Below are 22,964 nucleotides of genomic sequence, written 5' to 3' on the forward strand. Positions count from 1 at the left end.
CGCCTGCGGGAGAAGGTGGCGCGCAGCGCCGGATGAGGGCAACCCGGTGGGTGGTCAGCTGAAGCAGCGCATCCGCATCAGTCCGGCAACCACGCGGCTCGCCAGGTGTCCAGGTTGCTACCGCTCAACATCCAGTCGCGGCGCACTGCCTCGCGCAACGCTGCGCCTTGCGCGCGCGCTGCGCCTTGCGCGCGCGCTGCGCCCAGGTCGGCCAGGTGCTCGCGGATGGCGCCGATCCAGTCGCGGTAGCGGTTCTTCACCAGCGTCACCGGCAGGCTGCCCTGGTAACAACGTACATCGCTGGCGATCACTGGATAACCACAGGCGCCGTACTCCAACAGCCGCAGATTGCTCTTGCATTCGTTGAACAGGTTTTGCTCCACCGGCGCCAGCGCCAGCGCCAGATCCAGGTCCAGCGCCGCCAGCGCGGCCGGGTACTGGTCGATCGGCACGCCCGGCTGGAACTGGTGGATATGCTGGCGCAGCGCGAACGGGTACATCCCCAAGAACACCCATTCCACTTCGTCAGCCAGCTCCTTCACCACATCGGCAATCAGCTCCAGGTCGCCGGTATGGCTGGCGCCGCCAGCCCAGCCGATCCGCGGCTTGCCACCCTGGCGTTCGGCCTGCACGGGCAGCTGTTCCCACCAATGCGGCGGCAGGCGATTTTCGGCCACGCGAATATCGCTGTGCAGCCCTGCGAACGCCTCGGCCAGGGCAGGGGTGGAGACCACGAAGCGGTCCACCATGCCCAGCCCGCGCCGCAAGGTCTTGAGGATGTCCTTGGGCATATGCTCGCGGTGGGCGTTCTTCAGTGGCAGATTGGGCAGGTAGTCGTCCAGCTCGTAGACCTTGAAGGCGCGCGACAACGCCTTCATCCGCCGCATCGCCTCCAGCCGCGCTTCGCCGACCTGGCGTTGCAGGATCACCACGTCGGGATCCTGGCGCGCCAGCTCGCTGATCTCCAGATAGCCGTTGAACAACACCCCTTCGGCCATTCCGGCCTCGCGCAAGGCGCGCAGTGGCTGGATCACCCGGTAGTGGCCGCAGCCTTCGATGTCGGCCGGCAGCGCGATCACGCTCGGCAGCGGACGCCACGACTGCAACGGCCGCCACGACTGCAACGGCCGCCAACTGGCGCGCGGGTCGGCCAGCTGGAAGCCGGCGCCGGGGTCCAGCGAGAAGCCCGGGTTGTAGGCCGGGTCGTTGGCCATCACCGGCAGCCACCGCGCATACATCGCTTCTTCGTCCAGCGCGGCGGCGGGCGCGTCCAGCGGGTCGATCAGTAGCTGCGCACGTGCCGCGTAGACATTGAGGTAGCCGGCCTGCTGCAGGCGCAGGCAAAGGTCGACATCGCCCCATTGCGCCAGCGCCGGCTCCTGCGCAAAGCCGCCGGCGTCCACAAACAGCTGGCGCGGCAGCATCAGGCATTCGCCACTCAACGCGCTGTAGTTTTGGTCCAGTTGCAGGCGCTGCAGATAGCCCGATTCGTCGAATGCCGCACCTTCGAACGCGCGCGCTGCAGGTGCCCCCAGGCCGAGCAGCATGCCGGCGTGATGCACGGTGCCATCGCCGCGCAGCAGCTTGCCCGAAACCGCGCCGACCTCCGGGCGCAGCGCGTGGTTGAGCAATTGCTCCAGCCAATCGGCCTTCATCACCGCCGCGCCTGCAGCCAGCCACAACACCATCTCCCCGCGTGCGTGCTCCACCGCGGCATTGCACACCGCCTCACGCGGTGGTTCGGCGGCAAAGCGCAGCACGCGAATCTGCTGCATACCCAGGGTCTCGATGCCACCCAGCCAGCCATGCAGATCCGGCTCGGTGGTGCCGCGATCCAGCAGCAACACCTCGTAATGCGGGTAGCTCGTATTGGCAAGAATGCTTTCCAGGCAGCGCTGTACCTGCGGCAGCCGGCCATCGACCAGCACCAGAATGCTCACCAGCGGTTGCTGCGCATGGCGGTAGTCCACCGCATGCCGGCCGGGACCGGCACTGTGCACCACGGCGTCCACGTAACCGCGTTCGGCAAGATGACGCGCAATCGCCTGGCGTTCGTCTTCGTCGTCGTGCTGCGGCCTGGCCGATGCCATCAACAGCGGTTCGGCGAGATGACGGATGCAGGCCAACCCGTAACGCTCGATCAGGCCGAGCTGGTAATCCAGTTCGAATGCCGCGCTGGGCCCGGTGGGGAAGCCGCCATCGGCCAACAGCGTGCGGTGACGGAACGCCCAGTGCCGCGAAAGGGTCGCCGGTGCGCTCAACAGCATGTCCAGATACAGCGCCGGCCGCAGCGCCAGCCCCAACTGGTCGTTGTCCAGCGCCATCACTTCATCGGCATAGACGGCCTGGCAGTGGTCGGGTAACGCCAGCATTTCCAGCGCCAGCATCATCAGGCCGCTGGTAGTGAACAGGCTGCCGGCCTCGACCAGCAGCACCCAATCGACGGCGTCCTGTGCGGCGATCACCCGGTTGAGCGTTGTTGCCAGGCCGTGCGCGTCGATCAGCACGCCACGTTCGCCGTGCGCGGCAACCTGCTGCGGCGTGCTGCTGATGACCCAGGTCTGATGCTGTTGATAGCACGCGACCGCGTCCAGGCTGTCGCGTGTTGCAGCGACAGCTGCGGCATCGCCATGGCGGTCGATCAGCAGCACCGCGATGCGTGGCCCGCCCGCATGCGCCTGCAGGCGCGCCTGGATCAATGCGCGTTGCACCGTGCTCGGATGGCGCACGCCCAGCCAGGTCGCCGGCGACACGCGCTCGGCCATGCCGGCGCTTTGCATCAACGCATTGACCAGATCCACCGACTTGAACACCCGCGCCTTGTGCGGGCTGAGCGGCGCCACGCGCACCTGCCGGTTGTCGCCGTGCTCGCGCCGCCAACCGAGCTGGCGGATGCCTTGGCGCAAGTCCTCATGGCCCTGATCGCCGACCCCGACCTGATCGCGGCCGGCCTGGCTGAACTGCGCGCTGGAGACACGGAAGTGCGTGAGTGGGCTGGCCAGAAACGCCAGGTTGCCGTGGCGTAGCAGCTTGACGTAGATCGCCAGATCGCCGACCCAGTGGATCGGCTTGCCGTTCAACATCATCAGCGTGTCGCCCAATGCCACCAGGTCGGCGCGCCGGCACAGCACGCAGCTGGGCTCGCCGATGAAGTTGATGGCGTGGTCGGACAGGAACGACACCAGCTCCGGCCCATCGATCAGCACATCCTCGGCAAACGGGAAGCTGGTGGCCAGGATGTCCGGCAATGGCACGCCATCGTCGTCGATGCGCCGACGCCGCGAGCTAGCCATCGCCGTGCCCGGATTACGTTCGATCGCTTCCACCAACTGCGCAATGCAATCGGGCTCCAGTACATCGTCGTCGTGCAGAAACTTGACGTACTCGCCCTGCGCCAGCCCGATGCCCTTCAGCGTGCTGCCCAGCTCGCCCAGCCGCGTCGGGTTGCGGTGGTAGCGGATCGGGGAGGGGGCGTCGGCCAGCCTGGACGCCAACAGCGCTTCGATGGCGCCATCGCCGTTGTCGTCGCAGATCACCAGCTCCAGCGCCGGGTAGGTCTGCGCCAGCACGCTGTCCAGCGCCTGCCCAAAGAAGCGCGGCTTGTAGGTCGGCATGACGATGCTGACCAAGGTGGCGGAAGTCATGCAGGGCGGACCGTGTTCGAGGGTTGGGGAACTGGGATTCATAGCATTGTCGGGGCTGCGGCAACCAAACGTATACAGGCATCGTCGCGAGCGCGAGCTTCCACTTGGAACATGCCTATTTCGGTTGTCTGGCGTGAGGGGCCGACTTCAGCCAAGCCTGAAATGCGCGGGTGCGCGAGTGGCCGCTCCGATGCCGACCTTCAAATGAGGGCTGGCTCTCAAAAATCGATCGATCCCAATGCTAATTTGACGAGGCCGCTAGCCGCTGCTGGAGTGTTCAAGGTCAAGACAATATCCGCCACTGGAAGGATTGTTGATTCAAAAGTTCCAGATTCACACCAATAATTTTCACGCAATCTTAAATTAATGTAGAAATTAATGTAGCTATGAACTAACTATTTAAGGAGTTTCATGTTATGTTGGATGCAATCTCGGGCGCCAGTATTTATGTGAAGCGCGGGACGCGCGCACAGTTTGATGCTGCTGCGACAGCCGGTGAACTCGCTGCAAGCGAGCCGTATTTCATCAGCGATGAAGGTCGGTTCGCGATGGGTACTAGCGCGAATAGCTACGTCACCTACGCAATTGCCTTGACTCAGGATTTGTCTTTGTACGTTTCCAGCACGGGTAGCGATTCCAATGATGGATTAAGCGCTGCGACGGCATTTCAGACCATCCAGCGTGCTGTCAATGTGGTGAGAGCACGCTATTCGCTATGTGGCTATACAGTATCTATTAATGTCGCAGACGGGACTTATGTAGAAAATGTTTCGATGGGCAACGTGACAGGTGGCGTCGTGCGGCTTGTAGGTAGCTCATCTGCTATTTGGCGCAACACCACGGGGTGGGTGCTCGTGGTGGATGCTGGCAGTACAGTTCAGATCTCTGGCTTCGCTTTTGGGGGAGGTTCCACAGCAAACGACATAGTGATTAGTTATAGGGCGTCGTGTACTTTCCAGGGTGGGCATGTGTTCGCGGCGATGACGGGTTCCCAAATAGTTGTCACAGGGAATGGCGTCTGCTACGTCGCAGGCAACTACAGTATCACGGGAGGTGGTGTTTGCCATTATGGGGTATTCGACGGCGGTCAACTCGTTCTCCGTAGCATCACCGTTACCTTGATAAGTACGCCGGCCTTCACTAATGCCTTCGCTAACGCTGGCCGCGTGGGTAGTATAAATGGTGGTGACGCAACATTTACGTTTTCCGGAGCAGCCACAGGTGCGCGGTATGGAATCAATGCAAATGGTGTGATCTGGGTGAATGGGAAGGGTCCGAGTGCTTTTCCAGGAAATGTGGCTGGATACGTGAATACTGGCGGGAGTTATTCTTGATAATGGATCTTATGAAAGCTACTAACTCCTGAGGGCCGGCATTGCTCCTTCAGCCCGGTGATTTGCGAAGCTGATCCGCTGCCAGCCTATTTTTCATACTTCCTTCTGGAAATCGATATAACCCTAATAGCCAGTGCTCGGCTGGTTGCTGGTAGCGAACGGAGAAGGGCGTTACCAGCAACTTGGACTCCAGCACCGCCTCAGTGGCGCCATTGGCATTGGCATCAAGATCACCAGCTGCAGTGCTGCATAGGCACGCTGTCCAGCGCCTGCGCGAAATGGCGCAGCTTGAAGGTCGGCATGACGAAGCTAACCAGGGCGTTCGAAGTCAGCGGTTATTGAGCGTCTTGAACAGTCAAAGGTGCATCCACGGCGCGCGGCGACAGGAGAGTGAAAAGAGGGGGGGAGGCTCCACATTGCGCCGATGGGTGGCGAACCTGGGCGTGCTCAGCCTAGCCGAAGATGCAACAAGCGCGCCGTTGGTGCAGAAGGCAGCTGACCCGGCGGCGGCACTCCGTTGCGCGCATTGCCATGGAGAATCTTGCAGCTATATGGAGTCCTTGCGATACACCACCTCGATCCAGTCAGTGCGCAAGCTCTTCGGGTTCTTAGACAGCTTGGCGATGTCCCATAGCGAAAATCCGGCCGCGTGCATTAAGTTGACGACTTCGACGAAGCTGGTCGTCCTGCCATAGAAGTCGTACAGTCCGATTTCGATCACTGCGCAGTCGGTGTGCCGCAGGAGCGCCGTCGCGCCCTCGAGCACTTGACGCTCGAACCCCTGCACATCGATCTTTAGGATATGCACATGGGAAATCCCCAGTTCGGCGCATGCGTTGTCGAGGGTGGTCTTGCTGACTGCAATCTGCTCATTCGACGCTTGGCGCGCATACCCAAGCGAGTCGGTGGAATCCGCGTTGATCGGCAGTAGTCCACCCAGGTGCGAGATGCCTTGCCGGTAGTATGGTAATCCCCCCGCTTTGAGCGTTCGCCAAAAGTGGAGCTAGGCGGCCATCGCCAATTTCATTGCTGGCGTGATACCGCCGAGCGCCATGTTGGGGCGCTCATGGTTGTACGTCCATAGCCAGCGCGTGGCCTTGTCCTGAACCTGCTCGATGGTGTCGAACAACGTTGTGGCCAGCCAGGCGTAGCGGACGGTGCGGTTGTAACGTTCGACATAGGCATTCTGCTGCGGCTTGCCTGGCTGGATGTGCTCGATCCGAATCCCGCGCTGCTGTGCCCAAGCTAGCAGCGCGCCGCTGATGTACTCCGGGCCGTTGTCGCAGCGAATGGCGTTTGGCTTGCCGCGCCAGTCAATGATCTGTTCCAACGAGCGGATCACCCGGGCCGATGGCAGCGATAAGTCGACCTCGATGCCCAGACCCTCACGGTTGAAGTCATCGAGCACATTGAACAACCGGAAGCTGCGGCCGTCGGCCAGCTGGTCGTGCATGAAATCCATCGACCAGACCTGGTTGATCGTCTCCGGCACCGCCAACGGCTCTGGCCGCTCGCGCACCAGCCGCTTCTTCGGCTTGATCCGCAGGTTCAACTCCAGCTCCCGATAGATGCGGTACACCCGCTTGTGATTCCAGCCAAAGCCCTTCACGTTGCGCAGGTGCAGAAAGCACAGGCCGAACCCCCAATCACGATAGGTTGTGGTCAACCGCACCAGCCAATCGGCAATCCGGGCGTTCTCCTCGCTGGCCTTGGCTTGATAGCGAAAGCAGGTCTCGCTCACCGCAAAGGTCCGGCAGGCATGCCGGATGTTCGTGTGGCCACCATCTACGGCCCATCGGGCCATCTCCCGGCGTTGAGATGGCCTCACCATTTTTTTGCCATCGCCTCCTTCAGCAGGTCGGCGCTGAGCTGGGCATCGGCGTACATCTTCTTCAGGCGCCGGTTCTCGTCCTGCAGCTCCCTGAGCTGGGACATCAGCGATGCGTCCATGCCGCCGAACTTGCTGCGCCACTTGTAGAACGTCGCCGAGCTGATGCCGTGTTCCCGGCACAACTCCGGCACGGGCGTGCCGGCCTCGGCCTGCTTGAGGACGGCAATGATCTGGCTGTCGGTGAAGCGGGATGTCTTCATGGAACCTCCTCGGAAAAGGGTACGAGAAAATTCCACTTCTGGCGTCAGCTAACCTGTGGGGGGATTACCGTATGGACTGATCTCTTCGTTCTCGCCTAGGGAAGGTCTGAACAACGCGATCGGAGGATGTGGTAAGCCATATCGGTCGCGGTGACCGCGCTCAGATCCTCGGTTTTTCGCCGTTTTTGGCGCTTTTTCGGGGTATCGTCCCGATTACGGGCGCACCTACCCCGCGGCGGTAATGAACTCTTTGCGCTTCAGCCACAGATTCGACAGCGCAAACAGCATCAGCATCTGTGCGGTGTTCTTCGCCAAACCGCGATAGCGCACCTTGACGTAGCCAAACTGGCGCTTGATCACCCGAAACGGGTGTTCCACCTTTGCACGCAGGCTGGCTTTTGTGTGCTCCCAGCGCTTGGCCAACTTCAGTTCGCGCTTGTTCTTAATCTGCTTCAGCTTCGAGGGCTTCTCCGCGATCAGGTAGCGCAGTTTGCGCTTGCGCTTCATCTCCTCGCGTTTCTCAAGCCCGGTGTAGCCGCTGTCCGCGCACAGCGTGTCCTCCTTGCCGTGCAGCAGCTTGTGCGCTTGTGTGATATCGGCCACGTTGGCCGCCGTGCACTCCACGTGGTGCACCAGCCCGGAGTCATCGTCCACCCCGATGTGCGCCTTCATCCCGAAGTAGTACTGGTTGCCCTTCTTGGTTTGGTGCATCTCCGGATCGCGCTCGCCATCCTTGTTCTTGGTCGAGCTGGGCGCAGCGATGATCGTGGCGTCCACGATCGTCCCGCCGCGCAAGCTCTGCCCCTTGCGCGACAGGTGCGCGTTGACCCGATTGAACAGCTTGCGCGCCAAATCGTGCTGCTCCAACAGATGGCGGAAGTTGAGAATCGTCGTCTCGTCCGGCACCTCATCCAGCCCGCCGATCTTGGCGAAACGGCGCATCGACACCGTGTCGTACAGCGCTTCTTCCGCCGATGGATCGCTCAGTGCATACCACTGCTGCAAAAAGTGGATGCGCAGCATGGTCTCCAGCCGATACGGCTGTCGCCCCGGCTGCCCCGACTTCGGGTAGTGCGGCTCGATCAGCGCCAGCAGGTCCTTCCACGGCACGACCTGGTCCATCTCGGCCAAGAACACCTCACGCCGCGTCCGCTTGCGCTTGCCGTTGTACTCCGCGTCGCCGAAGGTCAGCTGCATCGAAATCGTCTACTCGGGTCGTTGATCGATTGTGGCAGATCACGATGGATTGTTCAGAGTTTCCCTAGCGCGAGCAGTCTCGACTGCGCAAAACGATAGCTATCCACCAGGGTTTCTGACGGGAAGCCAAGCCGGCGCGCGTAGTTCTCCCACAAAAAGGATTCGAATGTGTATTGGCTTATTTCTTGAAAATGACGATTGGGTGTAAGTTCGTTCATTGGAGAGAATTCGGCGTCCGCATAATTTGCAGGTCGCGGATCCTCTGGGATCGACCACAATGCCAGCATGTCTTGCGTCCTACCAAGCATAGTTTTCTCGGTGAAATGGAACGGGATGTTTCGACACCCCCCTACCAAAGAAATTGCGATCTTTCCTTGATTACGTTTGCCTCTAAAATGGGCATTGATTGCGTCGTGGGTTGAGCCGGTCAGCACGTTGTCGCTACGGCAACGCACCGCAAAGTCGATACCTTGCTCAGCCAGATGCTCCACGCCCAGGCGTGCGGAGCGCAGCACCGCATTGCGGTATTGCAGACCCAGGTTGTCCGGCTGAGGCACCAAGATCAGCTCATCCAGCCAGGGCCTGCAGCGGTCCAGAAGCGCACTTGGTTGGTGATCCCAGGTCACCATGCACTGATACGTCCAAGGAAAACGCAGGCGATTCCAGGCCAGCACCAAGGGCGTAAAGTCGAACGCGAGTCCTTGCACGAAGATTCCGGTATCCGCCTTAGTTAGTTGGCGCGACAGGTGCAGTTGGGGCAACAAGCGCGAGAAATCCTGCAATTCTTGCAGCAGTGCAATGCTGCTCTCGTCGCAATCGACGGCACGCACCGTGCGGAAGCGGCCATGTGCCTTTGCAATCTGGTTCATTACCTCCGCCGCGTGATTGGAGAAGATGACGATCAGCACATCATCGACCAATTCGTCCTCCAGCGCCGAAGGTGATCTGACCGAAAGGCCATGGACAGTCGTGCCCTGATTTTCAGGCCGTGGGCAGATGGTGTAATGCAAATTCAACTGCTGAGCAATCGCTGGATAGAAATCGCGAAAAAACTGTCCCGCACCCCAACCGATCAACTTAGTGTTGCGCGGATTCAGTCATGGATATTTGATGGTGGCTCGCTCGATCGAGCCGATTGCTAACGCCATAAAAGGGCTTCCTTGTGTGCTTGCTAAGAAGGCGTGACCATGCCATCGCTACCTACGCAATAAAATTGCGTGATTTTATTGCTGTGATCCATAAAGGATATTAATTATGTGTCTAGAAGTAATATAGAACCATCGCATCGGGGCATAACCGGTTGTGTTGCCGGAAGCCAATTTGATAATCCTTTTCTATTTCTTTAACGAATTTCGTTAGTGTTAACAGATCCTCCGGCTTATGATAGGCTGAGATCGCCATTTTGGGGCGGTTTTTCTCGATTGTTTCCCTTGCGCCGTGTAACGCCTTGAGCTCGGATCCTTCGATCTCTAATTTGATGAATGTCGCCGTCCTTTCCGTAGCCTCGTCAATAGTTGTGACCGGAACGGTTATCGCCACGTCTTCTTCGCGCGATTTTTCATATATATGGCCGATGATGTTGGATTCTACTAGGTGCGCAGACTGGGTTTGAACAAGGCCGGGAATTTCGAAATCTGGAACAATTTGCCCTGGGTTGAATTTCAATGTTGTGTTGCTGTCCCACAACCCTTTCTCGTGCAAAGTGATAGCTGGCGCCAACGGTTTCAGGTATTGATCCTGTATTAAATTGAGGCGCGAGCGGATTAAATTATTGTTGTGAATGGATGGTTCGAAAGAATGAATTCTTTTGAAATCCCCCTTGCATGCGCGCAAAAAGCCCTCGATGGTGTCGCCATTGAAGGCGCCACCATCAACATAAACTTCTTCGTCATTAAACTTGAAAAATTGGCGGTTGGTGGAGTATGAGTTGAGGTCGAAATTATCCGCTCCATGCCCGACAGCACATGCTTCAAGATAAAATGGATTTAGTGTCAGTCTATAAAGCAGAATGCACAGCCATGAAATTTGCGAATATTCATCATTAAGATCGTTGGCAAATTCAATTAGGTAATCAACATTGTTAAGGGTGGCATTGAAGAATTCGTAACCGTACCAGAAAAAGCGGCCGGTCTCCCCGCTATGGTCGACACCGCATTTCTCCAATAAATGCAAAAACTGCAACGGAAGTAGTGTTGGCAAGTTCCATTGATTGGCTGTTTTGGTGAAGTGCTGAAAAGCAGTTCCGCCTGGAGTCAGAATGCAAGATGTCACATCGGCCTGGCCTACGGCCAGCTCGACCCAAGTATCCGAGCTGATGACAGGGATTCCGAATATGTGCCTTTGACGCTCGCGCAGGAAGTCGTCAACAATGGCAATAACATTGGCTGATTTTGCCAGTACTCGAATCTCGGATCTGCACACCGATCCGCAAATAATAAAATTTTGTTTTTTAAGGAAATCCGATGGCGCCCGATCGAGCAAGGCGGGGAAGACTCCGTGTGGTTGCGCAAGCGCATCACGTAGTTCAAAGACATCCCTAATAAGCTGTTGTTTGGAAAGAAATGGGTACATAAATATTAGCTCAGTCTGGATGACGGGAAATCTAAGAGTCGATTAAATGGAGGCTGCGATATGCTTTTAGGGATAAGCGCAGGGAGTGAGCTTTTCATTTTTTAGTAAAGGATGCGCGCGCCGTCCGGCATCAGGGAGTCGTAGAAACATCGGTCAGGCAGTACATCGGGCAACACGGAGTGCAGCAGCCATTCACAGCGCCGACCGATGCGTGCTTGGCGAGGTGCCACACTGCCACTGCCTAGGGTGCTGCCCTGTCCGATTTGCGCCCCTTGCCCTAGTTGTACGCCGGCATGCAATGTCACACTGGAGCCTACGCGGACATCCGCCTCGACGATGATCTGGCGATCCAGCCAGCTACCTGCACCGATGCGGCTACGCGGTGCCAGATTGCAGCCTGGGCCGATGTATACATTGCCCATCAGTTCCACTCCATCAGCAATGATGGTCTGCGGCGAAATCAGATTAATCGTGCGATAGCCAGCCAATCTAACCTCGGCGAGCAGCTTATGCCGGGCATAGTTCACCGCGCGCTCGTCCAGCGCTACGAACACTTCGGTCTGTGCCGCAGGAAAACGGGCGAACAATTCCCCCAGATCGAAGGTGTAGCGATCCGCGGTCGGCAGTTCGAGCGTGGTGTGTGCCAGGCTACAGGCCTGCGCAGTAGCTTGGGCTTTTGCGAGCGCCGCGCCATGGCCTAACAACACCAGCGCTTTCAAGCAGTCTCTCCCAGCACGTTTTCCCGATACCAAAGATGCTGCTGCACAAGATGCGCTTCGTAGTCACCATGCATGAACGAACCGGAATAGGGCCCAATTCCCTGCTGTGGAAACTCTGAACAATCCATCGTGATCTGCCACAATCGATCAACGACCCGAGTAGACGATTTCGATGCAGCTGACCTTCGGCGACGCGGAGTACAACGGCAAGCGCAAGCGGACGCGGCGTGAGGTGTTCTTGGCCGAGATGGACCAGGTCGTGCCGTGGAAGGACCTGCTGGCGCTGATCGAGCCGCACTACCCGAAGTCGGGGCAGCCGGGGCGACAGCCGTATCGGCTGGAGACCATGCTGCGCATCCACTTTTTGCAGCAGTGGTATGCACTGAGCGATCCATCGGCGGAAGAAGCGCTGTACGACACGGTGTCGATGCGCCGTTTCGCCAAGATCGGCGGGCTGGATGAGGTGCCGGACGAGACGACGATTCTCAACTTCCGCCATCTGTTGGAGCAGCACGATTTGGCGCGCAAGCTGTTCAATCGGGTCAACGCGCACCTGTCGCGCAAGGGGCAGAGCTTGCGCGGCGGGACGATCGTGGACGCCACGATCATCGCTGCGCCCAGCTCGACCAAGAACAAGGATGGCGAGCGCGATCCGGAGATGCACCAAACCAAGAAGGGCAACCAGTACTACTTCGGGATGAAGGCGCACATCGGGGTGGACGATGACTCCGGGCTGGTGCACCACGTGGAGTGCACGGCGGCCAACGTGGCCGATATCACACAAGCGCACAAGCTGCTGCACGGCAAGGAGGACACGCTGTGCGCGGACAGCGGCTACACCGGGCTTGAGAAACGCGAGGAGATGAAGCGCAAGCGCAAACTGCGCTACCTGATCGCGGAGAAGCCCTCGAAGCTGAAGCAGATTAAGAACAAGCGCGAACTGAAGTTGGCCAAGCGCTGGGAGCACACAAAAGCCAGCCTGCGTGCAAAGGTGGAACACCCGTTTCGGGTGATCAAGCGCCAGTTTGGCTACGTCAAGGTGCGCTATCGCGGTTTGGCGAAGAACACCGCACAGATGCTGATGCTGTTTGCGCTGTCGAATCTGTGGCTGAAGCGCAAAGAGTTCATTACCGCCGCGGGGTAGGTGCGCCCGTAATCGGGACGATACCCCGAAAAAGCGCCAAAAACGGCGAAAAACCGAGGATCTGAGCGCGGTCACCGCGACCGATATGGCTTACCACATCCTCCGATCGCGTTGTTCAGACCTTCCCTGTAGGCGTTCCAGTACCAGCGTGTCTTCGGCGATAACGGTTCGTTCGCCGCGAATCAGCGTACTCAGCAGCGCGGTAAAGTCGGTGCTCGCGCTCTTGCGACGGGCGGTCATCATCCACAGGTGGTAGTTGGTCACGCCTGGAGACACCGGTTCGTATTGCTGCAGCAAGAAGTACTCACCGCGGACGCTACAGAAGTTGACGTTCGGATAGATGAACCAGTTGTAATAGATATGATCAGCGCCATAGGTGTCGCACAGCGCGTTGAACCACGATACATAAGGTTGCAGGGGCGCTTTCGTCGGGTAGCTGAGCGTGCTCAGTGCTGGCGCCTGGCCATGTTGAATCAATTGCTTCACGATCGATGGCGCATCTGTGGCAGTGCCTGTCGATTTGACCTGTGTCGTCAGGGCAGGCAGGAAGGTCTTCGGATGCACGAATGGGACATGGTTGTAGTCCTTCACGTTCTCCATATTGAGCTTCCAGTTGTAGTGAACCCGGTGCCGGCTATGGATCACCTGCGTGTCCAGGTGCGAGGACGCTTCGCGCAACTGCTGCAGGAAAGGACCGGTGAACTGCGTCTCCAGCGGCAACGGTTGCTCAGCAAGGTTGACGAACAACAACCCGCCAACTTCCTCCAGCGCCAATTTGCGCAGGCAGATGCCCGCACGTTCGTGCTCATCGAAGCGATAGAGCTCGGCGTTGGGCATGGCACGCAGCTCGCCTTCCGGGCCAAACGACCAGGCGTGGTAGGGGCACACGAGCGGGCGCTGGCCGACATCGCTGATCTGGATCGCCGACAACCGGTGCGGACATTGGTTAACGAAGGCACGCACACCTGCGCTGGTTCGCTGCACCAGCACCGGGACACCGGCGATCGTGCGGGTGAAGAATTGGTTGCGCTCGCGCACCATCGTGCTGAAACCAACAAAGTTCCATAGCTGTCCGAACAGGCGCTCGCGTTCCAGCGCGAAGGTCTTTTCGCTGGTGTAGTGCCGCGCGTCCAGCGCGTGGCGCGTCATCGGCCGCACCGGCGCGGGCAGTCTGGCGTCCTCATGCTCATGAGCTGGAGACCGGTTTGTTGAAGATCGCGCGTGCCGGGTTGCCGACCACAGTCTGGCCCGGCGCGACATCGTGAAACACTACAGCTCCCATGCCCACTACCGATCGTTCGCCGATGGTGATGCCTCGTGCTATCAGGGCTCCGGAATTGATCACCGCTCCATGGCCGACGGTGACGTGGCCGGCGAGCACGCAGCGCGGCGCGATGTGTGCGTAATCGCTGACCACCACGTCGTGGCCCAGCAGCACTTCCTGGTCGATGAAGGCGTAGCTGCCGATGCGACAATCGACGCCACAGTTCACGTCATAGCCGAAATAAGTCGGCCCGTACACGGTGCGTGTGCCGAGGCTGCAGCGGGTGCGGATCGAGACGAACTCGGCTCCCGCTGCCACCAGTGGTGTGACCTGACGTTCGCGTGAAAGCGGGTCGCCGATCGCGGCAACGAACAATTGATCCGAACGCGGAGCGAACTCGGCCGGGTGACCCAGCCAGGGGTAGTACAGCGCGGCTGGCACAGTGTCTGGGCCACGCTCGTCCAAGAAGCCGGCAATGACCCAGTCGATGCCGTGGCTATGGTCCACCTGCAGTTGTGCCAACACTTGGCGTCCCAATCCGCCGGCTCCGAGGATGACGATCTGCTTCATGCGTGCTCCTCAGCTAATTGTCAGGCCGCCGTCCATCACCAGGCTCGTGCCGGTGATCCAGCGGCTGGCACCGGATAGCAGGAAGATGGCGGCATTGGCCACGTCGTCGGGTCGCCCGAAACCAAGCGGATAATTGCTGCGTTCGGTCTCAAGCGAGCCCACCACCTGGGCAGTGGCGTCTAGCAACGGGGTATCGACCAGCGCCGGCGACAGGCAGTTGACGCGGATGTGTCGCTTGACTACTTCCATCGCCAGGCAGCGGGCGTAAGCAATCAGCGCAGCCTTGGAAGCGGAATAGGCACCTACCCCTGCCACACCGATATGCGCGGCGATCGATGCGATGAACACGATGGCGCCATCGGCGGCGATCAGATTGCGTTTGAGCAGACCCTGGGTCAGCAGAATGGGCGCATCGACGTTGGTCGCCTGGACCTCGCGCAGGTGCGCCTCACCGACCATCCGTGCTGGACATAGCCGCGAGATGCCGGCGCTATGGACCACGCCATGCAGCGGCGCCGAAAGCGCGGCGACGAGCGAAGCGCGCTCGGTGGCCACCGTCAGGTCAGCACGCAGCGCCTGGTGGGGCCGCTCGCTGATGGCCCGCAGATCAGCCAGGGTGGCGTCCAGGCGTTGCGGATCGCGTCCACTGACGATCAACTCGCCGCCCATGCGTGCGCAGCCCAGGGCGATCGCCCGGCCCAGCCCTGAGCTGGCGCCGCTGACCAGGATGCGCTTATCGGCAAGGCTGAAAGGATTGAAGGATAGGGAGTCGTTCACGGGATCTCGTTTTCTGCAGCGGCGACCGGAGAGCTCAAGATTCGATCAAATCGGGGAAGACTGCACCTTCGATCTCCACCAGGCAGCTGCCCCACGAAAGGCCGATGCCGAAGCCGCACAGCAACACGCGCTTGGGTCCTGACTCGAGTTCCTTGTTGATCCGCGCAGTCATCGTGACCGGCAACGAGGCACCGCTGGTGTTGCCGAAGTCGCGCAGAGTGCTGGGCACCTTTTCCACCGGCAGGCCAAGCTTCTTGCGGATGGTCTCGTTGATCATGCGGTTGGCCTGGTGGAAGACGAAGTAATCCACCTCGTCCTTAGACGCGCCGGTGTAGTCAAGCAGCTTCTGTACCGCAGGCGGAATGCGTTGGGTAGAAAAGCTCAGCACTGCCACGCCATCCAGTTGCAGGTCCACGCCACGCTTCCACGCACCTTCCGGCTCCTCTCGATAGGGCACCAAGTGCTGGATGCCGACCGGCTCGCGATGCCCACCCACCGGCAGGATGATGGCTTTGTAGCCGCTGCCATCGCTGTTGAGGTCGAAATACATCGGCGGCGCGTCAGCACTGAATTCCAGCGCGGTGGCGGTGCCGGAGTCGGAGAAGATCGGGTCTTCCAGGTTGGCGCTGCGGTCGCCGACCAGCAGCAGGCCCTTCTTGACGCCGCCGGCGGCGATCATCGAACCGAGCAGGTTGATGCCGAACGGGTAGGCCGAGCAGCCCAGATTGACGTCGAATGCGACGGTGGCATGCGACAGCCCCAGCCGGTCCTGCAGGATGATGGCAGTGGCTGGGATCGGGTAATCCGGTGACTGGGTCACCACGATCAATGCATCGATCTCCTCGCGCTTCCATTGCAGCCGCTCCAGCAGCACTTCGGTCGCATCGAAGGCCAGGTCGGAAAAGCACTGCCACTCCGACGCCATGCGGCGTGTCTCGATGCCGATGTTGCGCACCAGACGCTCTCGTTCGGAGCGGATCTGCGGCCGGCAATCGGTGAGATTGGACACGACCCGCTTCGGCACGCAGGTCGCCATGCCGGCAAAGCGAACATTGTGCAGCGTGGAGGTCGGCATGGTGCTTAGGCCTCGGTCAGTTTGTAGAGATCGCCCACGGTGACGGCGGCAGACAGATCTTCGCCGGTGATGGTCTTGCTGTACTCCATGTCGAACATGACGATCACGCCCAGCGCGGCCAGCGAATCCCACTCCGGCAATTCCAACAGCACCGTGTCCATGGTGACCTCCACCGGTTCCTGAAAGTCGGTGGCGGAGAGGAAGTTCTCGATAAATGTTGCCTGGGTCATGCGAGCTCGCCTGGTTGCCTGTTGTAGAGATGTGAGGTTGAAATGCAGGTGCAGCGTGATACGGTCATGTCGCCCGTTGGCCAGCAATCAGATCGGCGATGGTATCCACCTGGTCGCTGCTCAAGCCAGGAAAGATCGGCAGGCACAGCACCTGCGCGGCGACTGAGCGCGCCACCGGCAACCATGCCGGCGCCGACGAGGGTAGGGCACGATACATCGGGAAGTCGCTGATCAACGGATAGAAGTAGCGCCGCACCAGGATGCCGTGCTCGCGCATCAATTGGTATAGCGCATCGCGCGACAGCGGGTAGTCGTCCTGCACCAGGATCGGAAAGTACGCGTAGTTGGGCGTGGAGTGATCGAGCCGTGCAACGCAGTGGATGCCGCGAATGTCGCTCAATCGTTGCCGGTACTGCGCATCGATGGTGCTGCGTTGCGCAATGGCCTCATCAATGTGCTTGAGCTGCAGCAGGCCGAATGCCGCGCTGATTTCGTTCATCTTGCCGTTGATGCCCGGTGCCACCACCGTGGTTTCGTCGACGAAGCCGAAGTTCTTCAGGTGCCCGATGCGCTGGTAGGTCCTTTCGTCGGGACAGACAATCGCGCCGCCTTCGAAGGTATTGAAGACCTTGGTCGCATGGAAGCTCAACACGCTCAGGTCGCCATGGCGCAGGATCGATCCGCCATCGTCGCGCACGCCGAACGCGTGCGCCGCGTCGTAGATCACCTTGAGGTTGTAGATGTCGGCGATGCGCGTGATCGCGCTGGTGTCGCAGGCAGTGCCATAGCAGTGCACCGGCATGATCGCGGTGGTTTGCGGGGTGATGGCCGCTTCGATCTTCGAAGGGTCCATGTTGAGCGTCACCGGGTCGATGTCCACGAACACCGGGGTGATGCTTTTCCATAACAGCGAATGCGCAGTGGCAACGAACGAATAGGGTGTGGTGATCACTTCACCGGTGATGCGCAGCGCCTGCAGCGCGGTGATCAGCGCGGTGGTGCCGTTGGTCAGCAATGCCAGGTGCGGTACGCCCAGGTAATCGCAGAGCGCGCGTTCGAGGGCATGGTGCATCTCGCCGCCGTTGCTGACGATGCGACTGGTCCAGATCCGCTCTAGATAAGGCAGGAACTCTTCCAGCGGCGGCAGCAGCGGACTGGTGACGGGGATGGGCATCAATGCCTCGCTGGTGCGGGTGGATGTCGGGATTCCGTCGCAGCCGGCAGCTGCGAACGGAGTGATCCTGCTGAAGCAAGCGCTATGCCAGCGAGCGGAACCTGGGCGTGTGTTGGCTCAGTTGGCCAGCTCGGTCTGCTCGCGATCGATGCCGTACTTGCGCAGCTTCTCCACCAACGTGGTGCGGCGCAGGCCCAGCAGCTGAGCGGCATGCGCCACCACGCCCTGCGTACGTTCCAATGCTTCGTTGATCAACGCCAACTCGATGTTGGCCATATGCCCACGCAGATCGATGCCGTCGTCCGGCAGGCTGGACGTGGCGGACGGTTCGGCATCGGCAGTCTTTGGTTGCAGCGTCACCACATTGCTCGGCAGTGCGCTGACCTCGACCGGTGCGGTCACCAACTCCGGCTCCGGCGGCAGCTCGACCGGAATGGCTGAAGCGAAATCGCCGCGATAACGCGCCGGCAGATCCTGCACCCGCACCAGCCCGCCGGGATGCAGCACCGCCAGGCGCTCGACCAGGTTGGTCAGCTCGCGCACATTGCCCGGCCAATCGTAGCCGCGCAGCGCCTGCAGGGCCTCGTCGGCAAAGCGCACTTCGCCGCGACCGGTGCGTGCCAGCTGGCCTGCAATGGTCTGCACCAGCATGGCCAGATCGTCCACACGCTCGCGCAGTGCCGGCATTTCGATCGGAAACACATTGAGGCGATAGAACAGGTCCTCGCGGAACTGGCCATCGCTGATGCGCGATTCCAGATTGCGGTGGGTCGCGGCGATCACGCGCACGTTGCAGCGGATGGTCTGCCCGCCGCCAACGCGCTCGAAGCTGCGCTCCTGCAGCACGCGCAGCAGCTTGACCTGCATCGGCAGACTCATGTCGCCGATTTCGTCCAGCAGCAGCGTGCCGCCCTCGGCCATCTCGAAGCGACCCTTGCGGGTGGTCAGCGCACCGGTGAAGGCGCCTTTTTCGTGGCCGAACAGTTCGCTTTCCAGCAGATCCGGCGGGATCGCGCCGCAGTTGATCGCCACGAACGGCCCGTCGCGCCGCGGCGAGTGCTGGTGGATGGCGCGCGCCACCACTTCCTTGCCGGTCCCGGATTCGCCCAGGACCAGCACTGTGGTATCGAATGCAGCCACTTGGTCGATCAGCCGGCGCAGGCGGGTCACCGCCTCGCTGTTGCCGGTCGGGCCGGAGTCTTGCTGCACGCCGGCCTGATGCTCTGCGTCGAGCCGTTTGAGGCTTGCGCGGCGCAACAAGGCTTCCAGCTGCGCATGACGCAGGGGAGTGTCCAAGGCCCACACATTGGCTTCGTGCAGGCCGTGGGTCTGCGCAAACGCGCTCGGGCTGCCCTCCATCAGCAGCACCGGTGGCGGCAGCTTGGCATCGGCCAGCCAGTCGAAGAATTTGTCGGCCTGTGCCGCGTCCTGCGCCGAGCCCACCATCACCGCCATCCACTCATCGTGGCGGTGACGGCCAGGATTGATGTCGGCGCCGTCGGTGACCCAGCGGGGATTGAAGTCCATGAACTCGAGCAGCGACACCGTGCGCTCGGCGCGTACGGCGTCACTGTCGATCAACAGAATGCGGGACTCACTCATTCCTGGCTCCTTCCGTCAGGCCCTCCAGGATTGGCATGACTTCCTGGATATAGGACAGCTTGCTGACAAAATTGTCAGCACCCGCGCGAAGAGCGTGTTCACGATGCTCGGCATCATCGAAGTGGCTCGCGATGACAATATACGGCGGATCGTCCTGCGTCTTGATCAGACGCGTGGCCTGCAGCCCGCCCATCTCCGGCATGGCCAGGTCCATCAGCACGACATTGGGGCGCAGCGACTCAGAGCGCTCGATCGCTTCCAGCCCATTGGCGGCGCTGCCCACGATATCGAGCCACTCGACCTTGCGAAAATGACGCATCGCAGCATTGATGAAGCCCTCGTGGTCGTCGACCAGCAGCACGGTGAGTTTGCTCATAGTAGTCCTTATCCTGCCCGGGCAAGCAGCGGTTTAGTGGTGCGGCGGCGCTCGCGTGCCGGTGCGATATCAAGTTGTTCGCGGTACTTGGCCACGGTGCGGCGCGCAATGTTAACGCCTTGCCGCGACAGCAATCCGGCAATCGCCTCGTCGGCCAGCGGCCGGCCGGCCGGCTCGCTTTCGATCAAGCGGCGCACCATCGCCTTGACGGCCTGGCCGGAGACGCTGGCGCCTTCCAGCCGCACGGCGAAGAAGTGCTTGAGCTCGAAGGTGCCGCGCGGGGTCTGGATGTATTTGCCGGTGGTGATGCGCGAAATGGTCGATTCGTGCATGCCGATCTCGTCGGCGATTTCCTTCAGCGTCAGCGGTGCCATCGCTTCTTCGCCACGCGCCAGGAAGGCGGCCTGGCGTTCGACGATGGCGCGCGTGGCGCGCAGCAGAGTCTCATAGCGCATCGACAGGCCGCGGGTCAGCCAGCGCGCTTCCTGCAGCATGTCGCGCAGCGGCTGCGCGGCCTCGCCGGCGTCGGCCAGTGCGCGTTCGTGCACCGGGTTGATGCTGACGCGATGGGTGGTGGCCGGGTTGAGTGCGACGCGCCAGCTGTCGTCGGCATGCCAGGCGAGCACATCCGGGATCACGCTGGCATTGCTTTCCTGCAGCAGGTCGTCGCCCGGGCGCGGTTGCAGCGACAGGATCAGCCGCACCGCTTCACGGACATCGTCCACTTCGGCATCGTGCGCGCGCGCCAGCAGCGTGTAGTCGTGCGCGGCCAGCAGCTCCAGATCGCCGTCGAGGATGCGCGCAGCCAGGTGGCGTGCCGGCACGCGGCCGGGCAGGGCGCTCAACTGGGCCTGCAGGCACTCGCGCAGATCGCAGGCGGCCAGACCGGCCGGGTCGCCGTGCAGCAACCGCTGCCGGATCGCTTCGACCGCCTGCACGGTCATGCCCAGACGGATGGCGCCCAGCTGTTGCAGCGTCGACAGCGCTTCGGTCAGATAACCGGCGTCGTCGGTCTGTTCCAGCCAGAACGCAGCGGCCCCCAATGCCGCCTCGTCCAGGTCCAGCGCCAGCTCGCGCAGGATGCGCACATGCGGGTCGGTCGACTCGCCGGCGGCCACGCGCTGCATGCGATCGTCGTCGCCGTCGTTCCAACTGCCGCCCTGCACGTCCCACATCGTGCTTTCCGGTAGCTCGTCGAACGCGGCGATATCGCTGGCGCCATCGTTGTTGGTGGCGGCCTCGTCCCCGTTATCGGCCAGCTCTTCCAACTCCAGCAACGGATTGGTTTCCAGGGCACGACGGACTTCCAGTTCCAATTGCATGCCGTCCAGTTGCAACAGACGGATCGACTGCAGCAACTGCGGGGTGAGGTGCAGTTGCTGGCCAAGCTGGGCGGAAATGGTCGTCTTCATGGAAGCGCTTCCGATGGGCGCTGCACGCAGCAGCGATGGAATGCATCTTGCAGGACAACGCGACGGGTTTCTAATCAGGGAGTCAGGTGAGGCGACTCATGATTTTCCCGACAGTTTGTCGGGAGCCTCCTGACGTTGCAGGCAGGCTCAAGCGTGCCCGCCGGAATTCCGTCACTGTTTTAACCCTCGCTGGCCCACGCGTGCCCGGCTGGCGGGTCAGACCAACTCGTTGTGATGCTTGGCGGCCAGCAGCACCAGATCGTTGGCGCGACGGCAGCCGAGCGATTCCATCATGCGGGCGCGATGGGTTTCCACGGTCTTGACGCTGATGCCCAAATCGGCGGCGATTTCCTTGTTGCTCTGGCCGCGGCCGATTTCGCGCAGGATCTCGCGCTGACGCGGCGACAGCGCAGCAATGCCGACCGGCTTTTCGCGGCCCAGCATCGGCGCAATCATTTTGGACGAGATCTGCGGGCTCAGGAACACCTGGCCGGCGGCGGCAGCACGCAACGCCAATTCCAGCTCCAACGGCGCGGCATCCTTGACCACGAAGCCAACCGCGCCGCGATCGAGCGCATCGCGCACATGCACCGGGTCGTCGTGCATCGACATCATCACAACGTGCGTGCGCGGCGCGGCGCGCAGCACGTCGGTCATGGCATCCAGGCCGCTGCGACCGGGCAAGGACAGGTCCATCAGCACCAGGTCGGGTCGGTGCAGGGACGTCATGTCCAGGGCTTGTTGCGCATTGCTGGCTTCGCCCACGACATCGATGCCAGCGAAGGTTTGCAGCAGCCTGGACAGGCCGGCACGGACAAGGGTGTGATCGTCGACGATGATGACTCGCACGGCGCAGAAGAGACCTTTTTCAGTAAAGGGCACCTTAGCTGACCCGGCGCCCGGCGCCAACTATTGGATCAACGCTGGCGGCGGGCGTCGGCGATCTGACGGCGATGCAAGCGAAACAGGTGGCGTTCCAGGGCGTCCTGCAGGCCCGGGGCGAGCGGGGCAAAGCGCAGCCATAGCCAGACATCATGGCCATCGCTCGCGTTCGCCAGCACGGTGGCGGGAAGCTGTACAAGTTCAGGAAGCCAGTCGGACGGCTGTAGGCAAACGCTGCCGGCCGTGCCTGGCGGGTGGCTGGTTGCGCAACTCAGCCGGATCCCACGCACCGACCAGTGCACCAATCCCTGGCTCAGGCCGCTGTCGCCGTGGCGCACCAGGCGGCCGATCAGCGCCAGCATCAAATCCAGTTTGGCGTCCATGCGCTGCACCAGCAGCGGCAGTTCGCCGCGATCTTCGCTGGTTTCTTCGCTACGCAGGTCTTCGACCTGGCCGAGACTGCGCAACAGGGTTTCTGCGGCGCTGTGTGCGCCGGCATCGCTTCCGGCCCGGAAGCCGGCCGGCAACTGCAATTGGCAACTGAGCGTATCGGCAAACAGCTCGGCATCGGCCGATGGCGCGAGTGTGCCGATCGCGCTCATCAGATGCGTCCGACCCGCGCGTAGGCGCGGCTGGCCGACGATGAGGTGCGTTGTGCGCGGATCAGCTCCAGCAGCTTGCGCTGCCGCTCGCGCATCATCCGCATCAGGTCCTGGTGCATGCCCAGCAAGGCCTGCAGCGCGTCGCGGTCCTGCTGGATGTCCACCTGCTGCGCGTATTCGCGCAGGTGCAGGTCGTGGGTGTCCAGCATTTGCGGCATCGCCTCGAATTCCTCTTGCGCCATGGCCAGGCGAAGGTCGGCGATTTCTGCTTGAAGGCTTTGCACGCTATGCATGGCAGGA

At 61.1% G+C, this 22,964-nt stretch carries 21 protein-coding genes; 2 read left to right on the forward strand and 19 right to left on the reverse strand.

Translation table 11 applies throughout. The features are described from left to right. Positions 1-77: 77 nt before the first annotated feature. Positions 78-3,614, reverse strand: a complete 3,537-nt coding sequence (locus ACCQ03_RS06930) for a glycosyltransferase (protein WP_209227038.1) — start codon at positions 3,612-3,614, stop codon at positions 78-80. Positions 3,615-4,060: 446 nt separating this feature from the next. Here ACCQ03_RS06930 and ACCQ03_RS06935 point away from each other — a divergent pair, with 446 nt between their 5' ends. Next, positions 4,061-4,978 carry a hypothetical protein gene (locus tag ACCQ03_RS06935; RefSeq protein ID WP_209227028.1) on the forward strand — a complete coding sequence of 306 codons (918 nt, stop codon included), beginning with the start codon at positions 4,061-4,063 and terminating at the stop codon, positions 4,976-4,978. A 547-nt stretch (positions 4,979-5,525) separates the two neighbouring features. Here the strand turns inward: ACCQ03_RS06935 and ACCQ03_RS06940 are convergent. The 6 genes from ACCQ03_RS06940 to ACCQ03_RS06965 all read right to left on the reverse strand — a co-directional run bounded on the left by ACCQ03_RS06940 (position 5,526) and on the right by ACCQ03_RS06965 (position 11,556). After that, positions 5,526-5,927 carry an FkbM family methyltransferase gene (locus ACCQ03_RS06940; RefSeq protein WP_342343747.1) on the reverse strand — a complete coding sequence of 134 codons (402 nt, stop codon included), beginning with the start codon at positions 5,925-5,927 and terminating at the stop codon, positions 5,526-5,528. A gap of 54 nt (positions 5,928-5,981) precedes the next feature. After that, positions 5,982-7,069, reverse strand: a protein-coding gene (locus ACCQ03_RS06945) for an IS3-like element ISXcd1 family transposase (protein WP_223842567.1) whose coding sequence is annotated in 2 segments (ribosomal slippage) — positions 5,982-6,817 and positions 6,817-7,069 — 1,089 coding nt in all. Because the reading frame shifts where the segments join, the coding sequence is not laid out codon by codon here. 225 nt (positions 7,070-7,294) lie between these two features. Continuing rightward, on the reverse strand, positions 7,295-8,266 hold the full coding sequence (locus ACCQ03_RS06950; RefSeq protein ID WP_150147813.1) for an IS5 family transposase: 972 nt from the start codon (positions 8,264-8,266) through the stop codon (positions 7,295-7,297). A 53-nt stretch (positions 8,267-8,319) separates the two neighbouring features. Beyond that, positions 8,320-9,342: a WavE lipopolysaccharide synthesis family protein gene (locus tag ACCQ03_RS06955; RefSeq protein ID WP_244664240.1), complete on the reverse strand. Its 1,023-nt coding sequence runs from the start codon at positions 9,340-9,342 to the stop codon at positions 8,320-8,322. Positions 9,343-9,526: 184 nt separating this feature from the next. After that, positions 9,527-10,837 carry an FkbM family methyltransferase gene (locus ACCQ03_RS06960; protein WP_081023153.1) on the reverse strand — a complete coding sequence of 437 codons (1,311 nt, stop codon included), beginning with the start codon at positions 10,835-10,837 and terminating at the stop codon, positions 9,527-9,529. A gap of 101 nt (positions 10,838-10,938) precedes the next feature. Continuing rightward, positions 10,939-11,556: an LbetaH domain-containing protein gene (locus ACCQ03_RS06965; RefSeq protein WP_057679131.1), complete on the reverse strand. Its 618-nt coding sequence runs from the start codon at positions 11,554-11,556 to the stop codon at positions 10,939-10,941. Between the two features lie 172 nt (positions 11,557-11,728). On the opposite strand from ACCQ03_RS06965, the gene ACCQ03_RS06970 reads away from it, so the two are divergent. Continuing rightward, entirely contained in the window at positions 11,729-12,700 is a 972-nt protein-coding gene (locus tag ACCQ03_RS06970) for an IS5 family transposase (protein ID WP_150147813.1), read from the forward strand. 90 nt (positions 12,701-12,790) lie between these two features. Here the strand turns inward: ACCQ03_RS06970 and ACCQ03_RS06975 are convergent, their stop codons facing one another. The 12 genes from ACCQ03_RS06975 to ACCQ03_RS07030 all read right to left on the reverse strand — a co-directional run bounded on the left by ACCQ03_RS06975 (position 12,791) and on the right by ACCQ03_RS07030 (position 22,957). Next, the gene (locus ACCQ03_RS06975) at positions 12,791-13,849 is read right to left on the reverse strand and encodes an aromatic ring-hydroxylating oxygenase subunit alpha (protein WP_209228340.1); all 1,059 of its coding nucleotides are present in this window, start codon (positions 13,847-13,849) and stop codon (positions 12,791-12,793) included. 37 nt (positions 13,850-13,886) lie between these two features. Beyond that, on the reverse strand, positions 13,887-14,534 hold the full coding sequence (locus ACCQ03_RS06980; RefSeq protein ID WP_057679129.1) for an acetyltransferase: 648 nt from the start codon (positions 14,532-14,534) through the stop codon (positions 13,887-13,889). 9 nt (positions 14,535-14,543) lie between these two features. Further along, on the reverse strand, positions 14,544-15,311 hold the full coding sequence (locus ACCQ03_RS06985) for an SDR family NAD(P)-dependent oxidoreductase (protein WP_057679128.1): 768 nt from the start codon (positions 15,309-15,311) through the stop codon (positions 14,544-14,546). 34 nt (positions 15,312-15,345) lie between these two features. After that, entirely contained in the window at positions 15,346-16,386 is a 1,041-nt protein-coding gene (locus tag ACCQ03_RS06990) for a ketoacyl-ACP synthase III (protein WP_057679127.1), read from the reverse strand. A 5-nt stretch (positions 16,387-16,391) separates the two neighbouring features. Then, a complete protein-coding gene (locus tag ACCQ03_RS06995) occupies positions 16,392-16,616 on the reverse strand; it encodes an acyl carrier protein (RefSeq protein WP_039575455.1) in 225 nt (74 codons plus the stop codon). 64 nt (positions 16,617-16,680) lie between these two features. Next, positions 16,681-17,790: a DegT/DnrJ/EryC1/StrS family aminotransferase gene (locus tag ACCQ03_RS07000; RefSeq protein ID WP_057679126.1), complete on the reverse strand. Its 1,110-nt coding sequence runs from the start codon at positions 17,788-17,790 to the stop codon at positions 16,681-16,683. A 117-nt stretch (positions 17,791-17,907) separates the two neighbouring features. After that, positions 17,908-19,392 carry a sigma-54 dependent transcriptional regulator gene (locus tag ACCQ03_RS07005; RefSeq protein ID WP_057679125.1) on the reverse strand — a complete coding sequence of 495 codons (1,485 nt, stop codon included), beginning with the start codon at positions 19,390-19,392 and terminating at the stop codon, positions 17,908-17,910. Beyond that, on the reverse strand, positions 19,385-19,768 hold the full coding sequence (locus tag ACCQ03_RS07010; RefSeq protein WP_016904817.1) for a response regulator: 384 nt from the start codon (positions 19,766-19,768) through the stop codon (positions 19,385-19,387). Before ACCQ03_RS07010 ends, ACCQ03_RS07005 begins: the two co-directional genes overlap by 8 nt. 8 nt (positions 19,769-19,776) lie before the next feature. After that, positions 19,777-21,180, reverse strand: a complete 1,404-nt coding sequence (rpoN, locus tag ACCQ03_RS07015) for an RNA polymerase factor sigma-54 (protein WP_209226996.1) — start codon at positions 21,178-21,180, stop codon at positions 19,777-19,779. Positions 21,181-21,396: 216 nt separating this feature from the next. Next, complete coding sequence (locus ACCQ03_RS07020; RefSeq protein WP_003482986.1) at positions 21,397-22,029, reverse strand: response regulator transcription factor; 633 nt, start codon at positions 22,027-22,029, stop codon at positions 21,397-21,399. A 68-nt stretch (positions 22,030-22,097) separates the two neighbouring features. Continuing rightward, positions 22,098-22,664: a PilZ domain-containing protein gene (locus ACCQ03_RS07025; RefSeq protein ID WP_057679123.1), complete on the reverse strand. Its 567-nt coding sequence runs from the start codon at positions 22,662-22,664 to the stop codon at positions 22,098-22,100. Next, positions 22,664-22,957 carry a hypothetical protein gene (locus ACCQ03_RS07030; protein WP_057679122.1) on the reverse strand — a complete coding sequence of 98 codons (294 nt, stop codon included), beginning with the start codon at positions 22,955-22,957 and terminating at the stop codon, positions 22,664-22,666. The genes ACCQ03_RS07025 and ACCQ03_RS07030 overlap by 1 nt, the downstream gene beginning before the upstream one ends. Between the last annotated feature and the right edge of the window lie 7 nt (positions 22,958-22,964).

It is taken from the genome of Xanthomonas sp. NCPPB 3569 (assembly GCF_041475645.2).
Lineage (GTDB): Bacteria > Pseudomonadota > Gammaproteobacteria > Xanthomonadales > Xanthomonadaceae > Xanthomonas > Xanthomonas phaseoli.